This window comes from Solibacillus sp. FSL W8-0474 (assembly GCF_038004065.1).
Taxonomy (GTDB): Bacteria; Bacillota; Bacilli; order Bacillales_A; family Planococcaceae; genus Solibacillus; species Solibacillus faecavium.
Genome location: NZ_JBBOQJ010000001.1, coordinates 1724367 through 1740140, shown reverse-complemented (window position 1 = coordinate 1740140; position 15774 = coordinate 1724367). Strand labels below are relative to the sequence as shown.

The window sequence follows — 15774 nt, the reverse complement described above, 5'->3', positions numbered from 1 at the left end:
TTTTAACGAATATAATCCTTAATAATAGCGCCATCCATATAATGCATTTATTCTTTACCGTCATAAATGGAATGTAGAAGTACAAGGTCATCGTGGATTTTTGTAAAATCACCTTTTTCCCACCGCTTTAATATCCCTAAATATGATTCGTAATGGAATAAGAAATTTTTATCTTCTTCGATTATCTGCTTTAAATTTTTTATTCGCTTTGAAGTTATTTCTATTGACCCGTCTTCAACATGAACCTCAGCTTGTTGGTGTGCCATTTTCAGCATCACTTCTTCTATTAGACGCTCATCAAACGTTTTATCGCCACTTTTCCATGCATCAAGCATATCGGCTTGTGCATCATCTACCCAAGATAAATCCTTATCCTCTGTTGCAATTGATTCTTCTTTTTCATATTCTTTTAAAGTATTTGAATTAAAGACTTTATCCACACTTTTCCCAAATACCTGAGCTATATAATGTATTTCTTGTTCCTCTGTTGCTATCCCTTCCGCTCTACCATTCAAAGAATTATTATTTTGAACTTGCATCATAACATTATGGTCAACGTCAACCATTGCAAAGTCACCTTGTCTCCATCGTTTTAATATATCTAAATATTTATCACCGTGTTCGTACACATCTTCATTCTCTTCTACCATTCGAAGAAGTGTATCAATTCTTTTTGGTGTTATCATTATTGATGATTCTTTTTCATTGGCGATAATCTTTTGATGTGCCATTAATTGAATAATTTCTTGAATCAAATAGTCGTCAAACAATCCAACATCATTGTGCCATTCATCAATCTTCTTAGAAAGAATAACATTTTCCCAACCGCTATAGATATCTACTGTTGAAACAAATACTTCTTCGCTTTTTGCTATTCCATTTTCAGCGATTTTCAAATCTACTTCTTTTTCATCATTATTCATAATTAAAAACGTAGCACTCACACCCGACGCTGCCCCTACAAGAAGACTAACCAAAATATGTATTTTATTCATTTTTTATCCACCTCAATTAACAGTATCTCAAAACTTTTAAAGTTAAACAATATGAAAAAATCTACTATACATATTTTAACTTTGCCTTGTTTTAAATTTATGACCTGTAAACTGAAGACCTAATTGTTCAATTAAACAAGTTCATTTTCATGAAAAAAGCGCTCTTCATTCAGGAAAAGCGCCAGATTGTTGATGATTGTTATTCAACTAAAGCTCCTGTAATTGAATAATATGAGCTTAATTGTGAGATGTGAATATACCCCGTTTGAAGTCTAAGTATTTTTAGTGATCTCGACGGTCTTCAAATGTAGTCATCACACTTTGAGTTATTACACCATTACTATTATAAAGTTCCACGATTATTGCTTGTTCATTTTCAACAAGATTTTGTACTTCCTCAATGGAGTATGTGCCTTTAATCTCTCGGAAATCTATAAAGAAAACTTCGAATACCCCTCCTGAATTTTCAGATAGCGTTTGCCACGTATCAGCGGATTCCATCGTTTCAGTTTTAATCAAATCACTAATGTTAGAGTCTTGAATTCGAATTCGGATACTAAACTCTTGTTCTGGACCCAACCCATAATCTTTTACAGATACATTAAAATGCATCACTTCTTCATCAGAATTCTGTACATTACTTATTGCGACAATTGATTCTGATATTATTGGATGATTGGGTTTTCTGCTCTGATTTTCACATCCCCATAAAATTATGGATAGCAAACATATGACAATCATGAAATTTTTCAGTTTAGTTTCTCCTCCCTAATTTCCCCACTTGATAATTATCCTGCTGCTTTGTGGAGGGGTTTTCATTTTCTCTCCTGCTGTCATAATGAATTAAAGTCTCTTATCAAAGTAAAGAAAACACTCAGTTAAAAAAATGACCGAGTGTTTTAAAATGTGATTTTCTACCCCTTATGCGGACCTGAATCTTTTACAACGTTCCATTTTTAATCCGCTTCACAATACTAAATGTCGTATACAAAGAAATCGGACCTAATACCGCGGCGATAATTAGCCACGTATTTAAACTATCTGTTGCCTTTAACATATCTAGGTTTGTACGTATGTAGACGACTACTCCAAATAATAAAATATAACTCATGACATTTGGAAAAATAACTAGCAATCGTAATACTTTTGGTGAAATTGTCGGTTGCTGCATCATTCATCCCCCTTTTCTCCATTATAGCTAAAACTTTCTACAAATGACTAGATTTTTCTCAAATAAGTAGAGAGGCGTATAGTAAATATTCTAGCATTTACTATACGCCTCAATTTAAATTCGCTTATTCAATTTCAATCAATTCATTTTTCCGCCACTCATACTGGCTGAAATCATTCGTTAAATAACTGTTTTTGAAGATCGCTTTAACTTCTTCTAAAAACGGGATTAAATCATGCTTCAGGAAACGGGCGCTAATATGATTCAGTAAGAGATTTTTTGCTTGTGCCTGTTTTGCAATTTGAGCTGCTTCAGTATTGGTTGCATGTCCGTATTGTGCCGCAAGTTCGATTGTCGAATGGTCAAATGTTGCTTCATGTACCACAACATCCGCATTCTGTGCTAACCGGATACTGTTTTCGCAATACTTTGTATCCCCTAAAATCGCCACGATAAATCCTGGCTGCGGAGGTGACGTCACATCACTGCTTTCCACAATCGTTCCATCCTCTAATTGTACCGAATGACCTGCTTTTAATCGGCCTAATAACGGACCTTTTGGCACCCCGTACGCTAACGCTTTTTCAATCAGTAGCTCACCTTGCATAGGCTTTTGTTCAATCCGGTAGCCGAAGCATGGAACGACGTGCTGAAGCGGCAATGCCCGAACGGTAAATTTGTCATCTTCAAATACCATTCCTTCTGTTACTTCGACAAATTCAAGGGGATACGTCAAATGAGTTTTCGACAATTGCAGCGTTAGTTCGATCCACTGCTTTAAACCGGCTGGCCCGTAAATAGTTAACACACTCTCCCCACCTAGAAAAGACCGGGAACTCAAAAAGCCGGGCAAGCCGAATATATGGTCACCGTGTAAATGCGTAATAAAGATTTTATCAATTTTCCGCGGTTTTATTGATGTATGCAAAATTTGGTGCTGTGACGCTTCCCCACAATCAAACAACCAAATTGATCCTCGTTCTTCCAAAAGTTTGAATGCAATGGAACTTGTATTGCGCTCTTTTGACGGCATTCCTGCACCAGTACCTAAAAACTGTATTTGCATGTCATTTCCTCCTAACACGAGTATAGTCTGCCTCATGTAGAAGCTTTTACTATCGTTGTATTTATTATAGGTTGCAAATAAATTTATGCAAAGGATAAAGTGAGGTCGCTAATAGATCGATCGAGCGTGCGGCACAATAGAGGTAAAAATTCCGCTTATTTTTAAAAGCTCCTCAACGGAAATTCCAATAATTCTTAGAATAGACGGAAGATTTCCACTTATTTTGAAAATCACTCAAAAATCCGGCTAAATAGACGGAGAATTTCCGCTTATTTCACTAAAAAGCAGCAAAATATCAGGGTTCACAGGCATATAAGCGGAATTTTTACCCTTATTTTCATGAAAATTTAGGGAATTCATAAAATAAACGGAATTTCTCCGCTTATTAATTGGGAACTCCCTCTTTCTCTCTCTCGTCAATCATTTTTAAATTCTATATCTTTAGGTATTTTCAAAAACAAAATTCCTTCCTCCCAACTGTATAATTCTAATTTGAGAGTAGTGCCTAGGTTACCGGCTAATTGATTTTTAGTGAAAATCTCCTCAATACGTATCAGTTTTCCGTTCGGTTTATAATAAGGTATTGACTTTTGATAATGCCAACCTCTATCTGAGAGTGAATTAGATATATTATTGCCAAAATAGAAAGCACCCTTACTAACATACCAATCAAAATCATTTTCAGTAGCGATTTTCATAAACTCGCGCTCAGAACCCTCTTCCTCTACAATACGAATAACCTCTTTTGCAGTGAGTGACTCGATTGGTGGCGATCGATAATGCCAGTAATTACTGAAAAAGATCCAAATAAAAATTAATAAACCAATAGCTAAAATAAATGCTTTTCTATCCTCAATTATTTTTATTTTCTTTTGCAATCGTTCATCCCCCTGTTCCGTAAAACCGTTAGAAAAAACTTCCATCCTATTAATATATATAGCATAAATATCAAATTATGTAATTAAAACACCTTTTATTAATGGAATAAACATCTCCTACACAACAGTAAAAACCCTTCCTGAAAGATCTATCAGAAAGGGTCCATATTTTTATCGAAAATTCGATTCATACCAAGCTTTCGCCTTTTGCACTTCACTCATCGTAAGCTGGTGGCCGTTTGTTTCCCATTCCAATGTCACCTTTGCACCTGCACCCAACAAATAACGTTCTAAATCTGTTGCTTCCTGTTGTGGGCAAATTGGGTCATTAATACCAGCTGCGATAAAGACAGCTGTCCCCCCCTGTTTGGCAACAGTCGTTTCACGGTTAGGCACCATAGGATGATGCAGTATCGCACCTTTTAATGCATTTTCATATTCAAATAATAAGTTTGCTGCGATATTGGCACCGTTTGAATAACCGATTGCAACGATATTGTTGCGATCAAACTCGTATTCTACCGCTTTGTCATCTAAAAATTCATAGAGTTCCTTCGTACGCAGTGCCAAATCTTCCATATCAAAAACACCTTCTGCTAAACGGCGGAAAAATCGTGGCATTCCCTGTTCCAGCACATTTCCTCGTACACTTAATACTGATGCTTCCGGATCAATGATTTCTGCCAGTGCAAGTAGGCTGTTTTCATCTCCTCCTGTACCATGCAGCAATAACAATACAGGCTTATCACTTTTCCCTTTATTAAAAATATAGTTCATAGTCATTCTCCGTTCTTATATAATAGAAACTATTCATACTCTTTTTCAATTGTTTTTGTTGAACGTACTGTATCAATTGGACGAACAACGCTTTCAATATATTCACGTTTGCTTTCTAAAAACGGTGGTAATGATAGCGATTCCCCAACTGTTTCATACGGCTCATCGCCCATAAATCCTGGCCCGTCAGTAGCCCACTCAAATAGTATGCCAGGTGCTACACGCGCATAAAGCGACTCAAAGAAGAAACGATCAACATAACCTGATGTACCGAAACCAAAACCTTCCAAACGTTTTGTCCATTCATGCAGTACTTCCGTATTTTCTAATCGGAAAGCCGCATGATGAACCGTACCAAAGCCTTGACGTCCCGGTGCTAGCTCTGTATTGTGCTCGACGATAACAGATGCCCCATTGCCACCTTCACTAACTTCAAATAAGTGCAATGAACCGTGCTGCTGAACTTCGCGCATCACCATTACTTTTTCAAGTACCTCTTTGAAATAATCAAATTGTGAAACGCGGATATGAATCGGTCCTAAGCCAGTAATTGCAAACTCCAATGGAATCGGCCCTTTTTGCCATGGCGTACCTGATGCAATGCCCTCATTATTTTCATCTGAAATAAGCATGTACTGCTGATCATCGAAATCAACAAATGATAATACTTGTTTGCCAAATAGTGTACTAATCCCTTCATGCTTTACGTTTAAACGGTCAAAGCGTTTCACCCAATAATCCAGTGCTGCATCATTTGGGACGCGGAATGCTGTTTTGTAAATTTCATCTGTCCCATGTGTGCCTTTTGGGATTCCTGGGAAATCAAAAAATGTCATATCTGTTCCGGCAGAGCCTTTATCATCCGCGAAAAACAGGTGGTATGTTTGAATATCATCCTGATTTACCGTTTTCTTCACAAGACGCATACCTAATGTATACGTAAAGAATTCATAATTTTTTTCTGCACTGCTCGTAATGGCTGTTACGTGGTGTATTCCTTTAATGTGGTTCATGTGTAATTCCTCCGTTTTCTTTTTCAATATAAAGTTTACCGTTTATAAAGTATTTGCATGAAGGCCGACCCGTTTTAAATAATCGGTTAAAGCTTGTAGCTCTTCCTCTGACAAAACATCGAATATAGCCGCAATCTTTTTCTCATGTGTTGGAAATATGGATTCGATCATTGCAGATCCTTCGTCCGTCAGCGATACAAATGTCACACGACGGTCAGTTGGACATGCAACGCGTTTGATTAGATTTTTCTTCTCCAGTTTATCGACTACATACGTTATACTGCTGCTTGCAATTAATACCTTTTTTCCGATGACTTGGATAGGTTGATCGCCTTTATGATAAAGCAGTTCCATTACAGCAAACTCCGTTAAATTTAAATCACTTTGCTGAATATCCTTCTTCGTTGCTTCATGTACGGCTGTCGTTGCTCGGTGTAATACAGTAAATGCTTTTAGCTGTTTATCAAATTCACTCATAAAGTTTCACTCCTTCTTTATCACGAATTCATTTATCTTTAATTCGAGATAAATATATCATTGATTCCTTACACTGTCAAACAATTGTATTTATCAATGTCCCCCTATTACTTAATAAAACCGGATAGTATTCTTACCCAGCCAAAAATAGACGTCCATAATATGATGCTTAAAATTAAGCCGTTAAATAGCCCAATGAAAAAACGATTCTCCATCTTTACCACTCCTTAAAATACAGGATTGGCAAATGGCAAATGAATTAAGCGCTGTTTTATTTAATGAAAGTTTTACTTCTAATGGAATTATTTGTTACACAGGGAGTAGCCCACATAGGAACATACTCGCTATAATAGACTTGGGATTTGGGGGTAAAAATACTTTTCAATAATTAATCAGTAAACAAAAACGCACAGAAATAACTCTGAACGTTTTAAGTGCTTCTTTAACAATATTCCCCTCAAATTTTATTGTTAAATTAATATTTAATAGATAGACGGTAATTGATTCTTTCTACCATTTCGTGCTCTTTATCGTGCATTGCATCATATGCGGATTGATTAGCGTACCTAACAATATCTCTAAAATCCTTAGCAATGAAACGACTTGCCTGGAGAATTTGATATAAGTCGGCAGCTTCTTCTTTTGTAAGCGGAACTTCTTTACCATAAAACGGTAAATTCCATTTTGCTTTTGATTATTCATTATGCCATTTTGAATGTATTATTGTACTTTCTTCTGAGTACATAAACGGATGCTCAAAAAAGAGGTTGTCCAATATAGTGTCTAAATCTCGGGAAAGTTCATCAATTATTTTTCCGTTTTCTTCAGTAATAGGTAGACTTAAATCATATTCCAGGAGTTGCTCAGCTGTTCTTTCCAATGAACTGAGGTCGTTTAAGTAATGACGACCAATTTGTTCTTCTAGAGCACTTACTTTTACCTCTAATTGATCATTCGTAGGACGAATAAACCAAATAACAGTACATAAAGCTATTACTATTAATAATCCAATAACATACTTCAACCAATTCACTCTATCACTCTCCAATATTTTTTGTACATCTAAGCTTCCATATTTCTTCTATAAGAGAATGCAGAATACTCCATTGCACATTAGTACATTAACATATAATTTCCATTTTTATTTATTTTATCCAAATTACACATTAAACAATGACTTACAATTAGCGACACTATCGGACTTTCCCTGTATCACAATTCATAGGGAAAATGATTGAAGCGCTGTTTTGTTAAATAAAAGTTTTACAGCTAATGTAATTATTTGCTATATAATGAAGAGCCCGTTTAAGAGTCATAACTATATCTGCACTACAAACTTATTCCTGTACTTTTGCCCTATTTTCTCCCCCTTTTAAGAATAATATAAGACGGAAGGAGGGATTTTAATGGACTATTCAGGATATGGTAATTGCTATGGTGGTTATGGTGGATACAATAGTTATAGCAATAACAATAGTTTAACGTTCGTTTTAATCGTCGTACTTTTCATACTTTTAGTTCTTGTCGGTGCTACTTTCCTACCAAACAAAAAATGCTAACAAAAAGTAGTAAGTGTTAGGGATTATGGTCAATTAAGAATAGCTTGTCATCTTTTTAATGTATTTTGTAACGAGGATCACTTTCCCGCCACCCCAGAGTGATCCTTTTATCGTTCCCCCCTCACATACATATTTAGTTCGAACCTTACTACTGCACACTTTAGTTCTTTTACCTACTAATTCTTTATCAAAAATTCTATATTCTATGTAGTTACGTACCTAACTTTTTTTATTTTCAAATCATAGTCTATTAATGTAATGCTAGCCTTACAAAAACAGACAAGAAAAGTGGTGTTACAAATGGGTTGTAATTGTAGCAAATGTAGAAGTGAATCAAATTCTGGTAATAATAAAGGTCGTTGCAATGGTTGTATCTGTGACCTATTAAGAGAATTAAGAAAAGGTACAGAAGTTGACGTTTTCTTATCCGGAGGTAAAATATTAGAAGATGTCGTTTTTAAAAGATTTGACCATAATAATTGCTGTGCATTCTTTATTGATACAACAATAGAACGGGGTTCAACTCTTATCGTAGACTGTCAAAAAATTGATGCTCTACGAATTGAAGTAGACTAAGTTTCAGTAGACCACTCTCTTAAAAAAGTGGTCTTTCTTCTGTCATTCAACTCCACTATTGTGAGCCAATACTCTCCATCATGGTACCAGCGTATTCCATTCGATTAACTGATTACCTTATAAAAAAACAAGGCAGTGTTATCAGTCTTCTGACTTTTAACACTGCCTTGTTCGTAATAAGTAATCGCAATGGTATTACTCCTGCCTACTTATTCACATATTAAAACTTGACGCTCGAAATTGCCTTTTTTCAATATAGCCCGGTCTTTAATCGTTAAATTGGCGTTTTGGATTTTATCATCCATCGTTTCGATTGTTACGATGACGACCCGTTTTGCGATTCGTCGTGCATTTGTAATTATACTCTGCTGCAATTCACTCGATATATGTGTAAATAAATTGTACGGCATATCAATAATTGCTACATCATATCCTTCTTCCGCTTCTTCAATTGGTCCGATCTCTACATTCGGTTCATATCCGAAGTGGCGTAAATTAATACGTGAACCCCATACGACACGCTTATTCATATCCCGTCCTTCGATATTAATGCCCATACTCATTGCCTCAACTAAGACAGTACCAATTCCGCAGCATGGATCAATAATTTTCAATCCATCCGGATATGGAGCTGCAATATTCACAATAGCCCGCGCATCACGCGTACTAAGCGCAGTGGAGTACATTTCGGGCTTTTGCATATGCTTCAGCCATACAGACTCCCCGGCAACAAGCTCCCCTAAATAAAAGGTACCCTCATGAATAGCTAACCCCAGTACTATATCAGGCTGTTCTAAATCCGGTTCAGCTTCTATCGCATAGCTAAGCTTTAGCATATACTCATTTCGAATCGTACGGTTTAAAGCTGGCTCGATCGCATCTCTACTATTATTTAAACAATGAATTTTAAAAGTCCGTTCTCCTAACTGTAGCTGTTTAGCAGTTTCTACAAGTTGTTCAAACGTATTTCCTTCAAGTAGTATATCAAGTCTTAGTCGCATATAAGGGCTTCGACTTGGTTCTACTTTTTTCTGGCTCATTAAAACATTACCTTCTACATGAAAATTAAAAAATGTGCGCATTTCCAGTCGTGAAAGTTCATATTCATCTTTTCGCCAGGCAAAACTGTATAAATACTTTTCTGTCATTTATTTTTCGACAGTCTTTATTAATTGCGCAACAAATTCATAAAGTAATTCACATACTTGTTCGATTGATAACTGATCATTAAAGCCTTCTATACAATCAACTGCAATATTCAGTTCCCAAAGCCCTTCTTGACCAGAAAAGGCTGCACTGCTACTGCCTAGAGCAGATTTTACATGCCCCTTTAAATAACTGCGGATTGCTTCGCTATGCTTCTTTTGTAATTTTAATCCGAACAAAGCCGTATATAAGTTAAATGCATCATCATATTCAAGGGCAACGGCATCGATACGGATGTCATTAAATTGTGCACATTCGACATATATAAATTCGCCTTGATTTTCCTTCAAATATTGAATAGGCGTCGATGCAAATGCACTACTTTCTGCAGTAATTGTATCTTCTGTTTCTTTACTGCATCGTTCTAATACTTCTAAATTTAATTTCATCATGTTTTAAATCCTTTCAAATATAATTCGCTCGTAAATTTCACCTTGTTTAGTATACATGACAATCGAATAATGCGCATTAGAAAGTATTTAGTCGAAATTTGACGTACTTTGGCGCATCAGCTTTATGATTGATGTAAATTTTCTTTACGGCTCACTTTCAGTAACGAGCTATTTGATTTAATTAATGAAATGATGATAATGAGACAGAACGTAAACAAAATCCCCCCTGTAAACACAAATCCAGGTGTCCCTACTAAATTAAGTGCGCCTAGCACCGATGATCCGGCAACAACGCCAATAGAGAAAAACGCATAAAAATAACCATATGCTTTTCCGCGAATTTCCTGCGTCGTAGCTTCAATTAGGAGCGCATTAATGGATGGGAATAAAAATGCAAACCCGACTCCGTATAGTGCTAGAATGCCATAAAGCATTGTCATTTCAGATGCCAGTCCAATGCCTATTTGGGCAACCCCCATTAATAGAACGCCGATTAACAATGTGTATTGGGCATTAAGATAATCAAATATTTTGTTCGTTGGTAAAATAAAAATCAATACAGCTACGATACCGAATACACTCAGTAATGTCCCGGCTACTCTGGAGCCATACCCTAAATCCTGCACATAAATCGGCAATAAGTACGCCAGCACCCCTTGAGAAAACATGAGGAAAAAGGCTCCACCATATGCTTTTAGCAAATTACTGTTCCAATGCAACGTTTCAGAAGTCTTTTTCTTTTCACGTTTAGGCAACTGTGTTTTACGCAAAAAGAGAAGTAGGCCGATCAATAGTACAAGCCCATATAACGCAACAAGGCTAAATACATTCGCCACAGATATTTTACTTGCTAAAATACCGCTCGAGGCTGGTCCAACAATTGCGGCGATCCCAACAAATGAGCCCGTAAACGCACTCCCACTGCCTTGTTCATTTGCTGCCCGCATATTTGCAAGCAGTGTAAATGCGGCCGGTGTTATAAATCCGCTACTGAAACCGTGAACACAACGGACAATTAGTAGTACCGTCGTATTATCGACAAGCTGGTAGCATAGCAGTGATGCTACAGAAACAAATAGGCCAAAGACCAAAATTCGAAATGCTCCAATTTTGTCCGTATAAATACCTGAAAATATATTCCCGAACGTATTCATAAATGAGTACAGTCCCACAACAATTCCTGCAACAAACGTAGAGGCTCCTACAGAAAGAGCATATGTACTCATAATCGGCAGTTGTACAAATAGGTCAAAGAAAGAAAAGAAAATAATAGCATAAACAAGCCACTGCTTAGGAAATGGCTTTATATGTAATAACGGCTGCATTTTTTTTAATTTAGAATCGAAAACAAAATTACCAAAAGGTATAAATGCGACAAAAATGGCTAAAAAGGACCAGCCGATATTCCATTGAATGCGTAATTGAACAATAGCAATTGCTAGTAAATAAAGTATAAATATGCCACCATGAATACTGCCATTTATCGTCACGAACTGCGGTAAATCAGCAAAGTATTTAAATGGCATGGAAATAAATAATAACGTAATGAGCGATAAACCATCAAGTAAGCCCATTATTCGTAAAAAACGTATCGGATGTATTCCCATTATGTCCTCCTGAAGAATGAAATCCCTCCTATTATAGCATGGGTATTTCGATGTTACCTAACTAAATGAAAATTATTCTCATATAAATGTCAAATTTTAGACTTTTATAGGATATACATATTTACAGTTATTTAAAATATAAATAAAACTTAGTAATCAGAAGTATAGTTTCAATGAATTAGGTGACTATAAAAGATAAGGATTATTATTATCTGTCTACTTTGTAGCCGTTGTTCTCCGTTACGGCGGACGCTTTCCTGGGGGCACGAGGCCAACAGGATGTTGGTCACAAAAGCGTTGCCACAGGACGTGGCGTTTTTAGCTTTTGTTCCTTTCGCTCTCCCGCGTGCTCCTGCGATTACTCGTCGCAAAATAAATTTTGCTTATCCCCTGGGAGTCGCCGCCTTCACTCCGAACAACTAATTTTCTCTCGAAACAGTCAAGCAAAAACTAATGCCCCCCCTATTCAGATCGTTCATACTAATTTTTTCCCTTATGTACATAAATTTCAGTATTTTGAAAAACGAACAATCACAATATTTTAAGCAATTCGTGATTGTTCGTCTCATATATTATTAAATTTTGCTTTCAATTAACTTATTGAATTCATCTAAATATACCTTTTCTGCATCTGAAGCTCTATCTAATGAATTGATTGCACGATGCCATAATGGATAAATCGGTTCAAGTGCTGAGACACTATTAATTTGTGAAATATCCTCGTTAGTTAATTTCAGACTGTAGGATGCAATGTTTTCATGCAACTGTTCTTTCGTTCTTGCCGACAAAACAATTGAATCTACATTTGGTCGATCACGTAACCATGCTAGAACAACTTGCGCTACTGTCGCCTTATGTTTTGAAGCCACATCTTGCAATACATCGATTAAATTATAAAATAAATCCGGGTTTTTAATATATGTTTCCGGCCAACCATTCCCTTGCCTTGTAGCAAGTTCCGCTTTATTATTTCTTGTATATTTACCAGTGAGCAGCCCTTCGCCTAGTGGAGATCTAATACTATTAGCAATCCCTAATTCTTTACCGGCCGGCAAAATTTCGTACTCTGCCTCACGTGATTCTGGTGTGTAATAGATTTGCTGTGCAATTGGCGGGATCATATTATTTTCTACTGCCCACGTATGTGTCTTCGCAAGCGCCCAGCCGCTATAGTTAGATACCCCCCAATGACGAATTTTCCCTTTCTTAATGAGGTCATTCATCATTTCGACAGTTTCGCTTACCGGTACTTGCCCATCCCAGGAATGTACATAATATAAATCCAGATAGTCCGTACCAAGTCTTTTTAAGAGTATATCAATAGATGAATCAACGTTCAGTATAGCGCCTGTATCCGTGGGTTTATCTATCAGTTGAAATCCTGTTTTACTGCTGATAATCATATCTTGGCGCTTATTTCTTATCGCATTGCCAAAAATAACCTCTGCATCACCCTTCGTGTACATATTCGCTGTATCGAAATGGTTGATGCCATGATCTAATGCATAATCCACCATATAGTTTGCCGTTGCCTGATCCATCGCCCCTGCTTCTTCAAGACCATTTGTACTGAACATTACCGTACCTAAAGCATATTTAGAAACATTCAAATCTGATTTGCCAAATAAATTATAATCCATCATCATCCCTCCTATGCATGGGTTTTTCCACGTTCCGCATTAAATAAAACATTCTCTCATCAAGAACTTTGCCTTTTCTTGAAATAAGTCAAAACATTCCTTATAAAAAAGCCTCCTTGTCGTGTCAGGGAGGGAAAAAAAGGTTGAATAGCACAATATTTCGGGTATGAAAATATAGGCGAGTTGCTGCACAATGGCGCAACACCGAATGAACATTAAAATCAATCGATGGAAGGAGTGTTTCAGATGAGTAAAAAGAAAGAAATCAAAAAATTAAAGGACCATGCATTTGCAGATCTTTACTTAGTTGAAAAGGAATTTCAGCAAGTTGTAAAAAATACTTCGAATCAATCAGGTACTTTTAAATGGGTGGAGCTATTAAGTAATTATGAATTGGACGAATTTTATGGAAGGCGCAGAGATCGAAAATATGCAACGCTCACAGTAGAGCTGTATTCATTAACTGAACAACTATTAAAAGACATTTATAAAGTTATTTTTAAGCATAAATATAAAAATACATCCGATAAAAATATCATTCTTGATTTAGAAGAGAAATTGGGAGATCATTTAAATTTTAAAAATAATACAAAATTATTAGCAAATCTTAGAAGCTGTATTGTTCATGAAGAATTCTCTTTAAAATCCGCAAGAAAAAAAATCAATATTAAAAAGAAAAACCGCGTCTTATTCAAACAATTGATGAAAGATGTGGATCTTTATATAGAAAATATAAAGGTAAAATAATATCGTGTCTCAATCTTTGAGAGAAACGCTTTATCGGTGAAGAAGTGAACTGAAGTGACTAATATCGCGAAAGAAGTGGCGATTAAAGTTCCCGTGCTCAAAAGTGGCGAAAAGGTTGTGTCAGTTGACGAATATCGGCGTTGAACTGGCGAATAAGTGTGCTAAAGTGGACAATAAAAATGCAAGTGACGAATATCAGTGGTGAAGTGTCGAATAAGCTGGAGTGAGTGGCGAATATGTGAACTGTAGTGACCAATATCGTGAAAGAAGTGGCGATTAAAGTTCCAGTGCTCAAAAGTGGCGAAAAGGTTGTGTCAGTTTGGCTTTTCTTCACTTCTACTATAAAAAAATAGTAGCACAAACCATGGTCTTGGTTTGTACTACTAATGTTAGTATGTTTCATGTTCCTACCCTAAAAATTCATTTCATATGATCATCCAAAAAGTCCTTGCTAAAGCTTGTTTTAGAGGCATAGCTTTTGGATTTTACCCGGACACCGCGCTTAATTGCCCCTTTTCCGAATTTCGTTTCAATTAAATCGACTAATTGCACAATCGGTTCATCTTTAATATGCTGCTCGAAATTGAACAAATTCAGCTGCTGTGTTAGTTCTGATTGATCCACCACATTCGAAACAGTAACACCCAATAAACGGACAGGTGTTTCATCCCAGTAATCCGTGAACAGCTTCCAGGCGATTTCAAAAATTTCATCTGCCTGATGAACGGCATTACGAACCGTTTTACTACGTGATGAATTTTGCCAATCATAATTCCGAATTTGAATCGTTACGGTTGTTCCTGCTAAATACTTTACCTTTAACCGTTCCGCAACACTCTTACTTAACTTCTCAAACGTTTCCTTTAAAATGTAATACTCACTTTCATCCCTCGGCAGTGTCGTTGAATTGCCGACACTTTTCGTATCGAATATCGAGTTTGGATCGACCGCTCGATTATCAATCCCATTCGCCCGCTTAATCAGGCGGACACCATTTTTGCCAAGCTCACTGTATAAAGTCCGTTCATTGGCATTGGCTAAATCACCGATTGTGAAAATTTGAATGGAATTTAATTTTTTGGCTGTTTTCTCCCCTACTCCGTGCATTGATACGACAGGTAGCGGCCAGAGTAGCTCTTTTAATTCCCTGATTCTTAAAACCGTTATCCCCATCGGCTTTTTCATATTCGAAGCCGTTTTCGCTAAAAACTTATTCGGGGCTATACCGATTGAACACGGTAAATCAAGTTCATGTAATATGCGTTGCTGAATTTCCTCCGCTATTTGTAACGGGTGCCGCGTTTTTGAAAGCTCAGTTACATCCATATACCCTTCATCAATGGATACCGGCTCGACGATTTCTGTATAGCTTCGTAATATAGAAAAAATCGCTGCACTGGCTGCTCGATACTTCGGAAAGTCCGGTGGTAATAATAGCAGCTCAGGACATAACCTTTTTGCTTCTGCTACATTCATCGTCGTATAAATGCCTTTTGCGCGCGCTTCATAAGAGCTTGTCACAATAATGCCGCGACGTTCTTTTACATTACCGGCTACAGCTATTGGTTTTCCTTTTAAACTTGGATCATGCGCCTGTTCGACAGATGCGTAAAAGCTATTCATATCTAAATGAAAAATAATGTTGGCTGCCATTTTCCCACCTCCTATCC

The 15774-nt window shown here is 36.7% G+C and carries 17 protein-coding genes; 3 read left to right on the top strand and 14 right to left on the bottom strand.

Features of this window, described 5'->3' with window-relative positions:
- Window positions 1-47: 47 nt before the first annotated feature.
- The 9 genes from NYE67_RS08575 to NYE67_RS08535 form a co-directional block, all read right to left on the bottom strand.
- The gene (locus NYE67_RS08575; RefSeq protein ID WP_340729740.1) at window positions 48-995 is read right to left on the bottom strand and encodes a DUF6241 domain-containing protein; all 948 of its coding nucleotides are present in this window, start codon (window positions 993-995) and stop codon (window positions 48-50) included.
- 282 nt (window positions 996-1277) lie between these two features.
- Window positions 1278-1607 carry a hypothetical protein gene (locus tag NYE67_RS08570; protein ID WP_340727797.1) on the bottom strand — a complete coding sequence of 110 codons (330 nt, stop codon included), beginning with the start codon at window positions 1605-1607 and terminating at the stop codon, window positions 1278-1280.
- Between the two features lie 328 nt (window positions 1608-1935).
- The gene (locus tag NYE67_RS08565) at window positions 1936-2166 is read right to left on the bottom strand and encodes an acyl-phosphate glycerol 3-phosphate acyltransferase (protein WP_340727796.1); all 231 of its coding nucleotides are present in this window, start codon (window positions 2164-2166) and stop codon (window positions 1936-1938) included.
- A gap of 124 nt (window positions 2167-2290) precedes the next feature.
- Entirely contained in the window at window positions 2291-3232 is a 942-nt protein-coding gene (gene rnz / locus NYE67_RS08560; protein ID WP_340729739.1) for a ribonuclease Z, read from the bottom strand.
- Between the two features lie 416 nt (window positions 3233-3648).
- Window positions 3649-4110 carry a hypothetical protein gene (locus tag NYE67_RS08555; RefSeq protein ID WP_340729738.1) on the bottom strand — a complete coding sequence of 154 codons (462 nt, stop codon included), beginning with the start codon at window positions 4108-4110 and terminating at the stop codon, window positions 3649-3651.
- A gap of 171 nt (window positions 4111-4281) precedes the next feature.
- Window positions 4282-4887 (bottom strand): alpha/beta hydrolase, encoded by a 606-nt coding sequence (locus NYE67_RS08550; protein WP_340729737.1) that lies wholly within the window; start codon window positions 4885-4887, stop codon window positions 4282-4284.
- Window positions 4888-4916: 29 nt separating this feature from the next.
- Complete coding sequence (locus NYE67_RS08545) at window positions 4917-5900, bottom strand: ring-cleaving dioxygenase (RefSeq protein WP_340729736.1); 984 nt, start codon at window positions 5898-5900, stop codon at window positions 4917-4919.
- A 42-nt stretch (window positions 5901-5942) separates the two neighbouring features.
- Window positions 5943-6377 carry a MarR family winged helix-turn-helix transcriptional regulator gene (locus NYE67_RS08540; RefSeq protein WP_340729735.1) on the bottom strand — a complete coding sequence of 145 codons (435 nt, stop codon included), beginning with the start codon at window positions 6375-6377 and terminating at the stop codon, window positions 5943-5945.
- 694 nt (window positions 6378-7071) lie between these two features.
- Window positions 7072-7410: a hypothetical protein gene (locus NYE67_RS08535; protein ID WP_340727790.1), complete on the bottom strand. Its 339-nt coding sequence runs from the start codon at window positions 7408-7410 to the stop codon at window positions 7072-7074.
- A gap of 373 nt (window positions 7411-7783) precedes the next feature.
- Between NYE67_RS08535 and NYE67_RS08530 the strand changes: the two genes are divergently transcribed.
- Together NYE67_RS08530 and NYE67_RS08525 are read left to right on the top strand one after the other, a co-directional pair.
- Complete coding sequence (locus NYE67_RS08530; protein WP_339216413.1) at window positions 7784-7936, top strand: YjcZ family sporulation protein; 153 nt, start codon at window positions 7784-7786, stop codon at window positions 7934-7936.
- 258 nt (window positions 7937-8194) lie between these two features.
- Entirely contained in the window at window positions 8195-8512 is a 318-nt protein-coding gene (locus NYE67_RS08525; protein WP_445683011.1) for a hydrolase, read from the top strand.
- 209 nt (window positions 8513-8721) lie between these two features.
- On the opposite strand, the gene NYE67_RS08520 is transcribed toward NYE67_RS08525, so the two are convergent.
- The 4 genes from NYE67_RS08520 to NYE67_RS08505 form a co-directional block, all read right to left on the bottom strand.
- Window positions 8722-9660: a TRM11 family SAM-dependent methyltransferase gene (locus NYE67_RS08520; RefSeq protein ID WP_340729734.1), complete on the bottom strand. Its 939-nt coding sequence runs from the start codon at window positions 9658-9660 to the stop codon at window positions 8722-8724.
- A complete protein-coding gene (locus NYE67_RS08515; protein ID WP_340729733.1) occupies window positions 9661-10110 on the bottom strand; it encodes a protoporphyrinogen oxidase in 450 nt (149 codons plus the stop codon). It abuts the gene before it with no gap.
- Window positions 10111-10232: 122 nt separating this feature from the next.
- The gene (locus NYE67_RS08510) at window positions 10233-11717 is read right to left on the bottom strand and encodes an MFS transporter (RefSeq protein ID WP_340729732.1); all 1485 of its coding nucleotides are present in this window, start codon (window positions 11715-11717) and stop codon (window positions 10233-10235) included.
- Between the two features lie 575 nt (window positions 11718-12292).
- Window positions 12293-13357, bottom strand: coding sequence for an aldo/keto reductase (locus NYE67_RS08505; RefSeq protein WP_340727785.1), 1065 nt, complete (start codon window positions 13355-13357; stop codon window positions 12293-12295).
- A 246-nt stretch (window positions 13358-13603) separates the two neighbouring features.
- Between NYE67_RS08505 and NYE67_RS08500 the strand changes: the two genes are divergently transcribed.
- Window positions 13604-14104, top strand: a complete 501-nt coding sequence (locus tag NYE67_RS08500) for a nucleoside-diphosphate sugar epimerase (protein ID WP_340727784.1) — start codon at window positions 13604-13606, stop codon at window positions 14102-14104.
- A 420-nt stretch (window positions 14105-14524) separates the two neighbouring features.
- Here NYE67_RS08500 and NYE67_RS08495 read toward each other — a convergent pair whose 3' ends face one another.
- On the bottom strand, window positions 14525-15757 hold the full coding sequence (locus tag NYE67_RS08495; RefSeq protein ID WP_340729731.1) for a DNA polymerase IV: 1233 nt from the start codon (window positions 15755-15757) through the stop codon (window positions 14525-14527).
- Window positions 15758-15774 lie beyond the last annotated feature (17 nt).

Excerpts from the sequence above, each read along its gene's own strand:
- NYE67_RS08515 (WP_340729733.1), bottom strand. The coding sequence starts at position 10,110 with ATGATGAAATTAAATTTAGAAGTATTAGAACGATGCAGTAAAGAAACA.
- NYE67_RS08525 (WP_445683011.1), top strand. The coding sequence starts at position 8,195 with ATGCTAGCCTTACAAAAACAGACAAGAAAAGTGGTGTTACAAATGGGT.
- rnz (WP_340729739.1), bottom strand. The coding sequence starts at position 3,232 with ATGCAAATACAGTTTTTAGGTACTGGTGCAGGAATGCCGTCAAAAGAG.
- NYE67_RS08520 (WP_340729734.1), bottom strand. The coding sequence starts at position 9,660 with ATGACAGAAAAGTATTTATACAGTTTTGCCTGGCGAAAAGATGAATAT.
- NYE67_RS08550 (WP_340729737.1), bottom strand. The coding sequence starts at position 4,887 with ATGAACTATATTTTTAATAAAGGGAAAAGTGATAAGCCTGTATTGTTA.
- NYE67_RS08510 (WP_340729732.1), bottom strand. The coding sequence starts at position 11,717 with ATGGGAATACATCCGATACGTTTTTTACGAATAATGGGCTTACTTGAT.
- NYE67_RS08530 (WP_339216413.1), top strand. The coding sequence starts at position 7,784 with ATGGACTATTCAGGATATGGTAATTGCTATGGTGGTTATGGTGGATAC.
- NYE67_RS08505 (WP_340727785.1), bottom strand. The coding sequence starts at position 13,357 with ATGGATTATAATTTATTTGGCAAATCAGATTTGAATGTTTCTAAATAT.
- NYE67_RS08570 (WP_340727797.1), bottom strand. The coding sequence starts at position 1,607 with ATGCATTTTAATGTATCTGTAAAAGATTATGGGTTGGGTCCAGAACAA.
- NYE67_RS08575 (WP_340729740.1), bottom strand. The coding sequence starts at position 995 with ATGAATAAAATACATATTTTGGTTAGTCTTCTTGTAGGGGCAGCGTCG.
- NYE67_RS08495 (WP_340729731.1), bottom strand. The coding sequence starts at position 15,757 with ATGGCAGCCAACATTATTTTTCATTTAGATATGAATAGCTTTTACGCA.
- NYE67_RS08500 (WP_340727784.1), top strand. The coding sequence starts at position 13,604 with ATGAGTAAAAAGAAAGAAATCAAAAAATTAAAGGACCATGCATTTGCA.
- NYE67_RS08545 (WP_340729736.1), bottom strand. The coding sequence starts at position 5,900 with ATGAACCACATTAAAGGAATACACCACGTAACAGCCATTACGAGCAGT.
- NYE67_RS08565 (WP_340727796.1), bottom strand. The coding sequence starts at position 2,166 with ATGCAGCAACCGACAATTTCACCAAAAGTATTACGATTGCTAGTTATT.
- NYE67_RS08540 (WP_340729735.1), bottom strand. The coding sequence starts at position 6,377 with ATGAGTGAATTTGATAAACAGCTAAAAGCATTTACTGTATTACACCGA.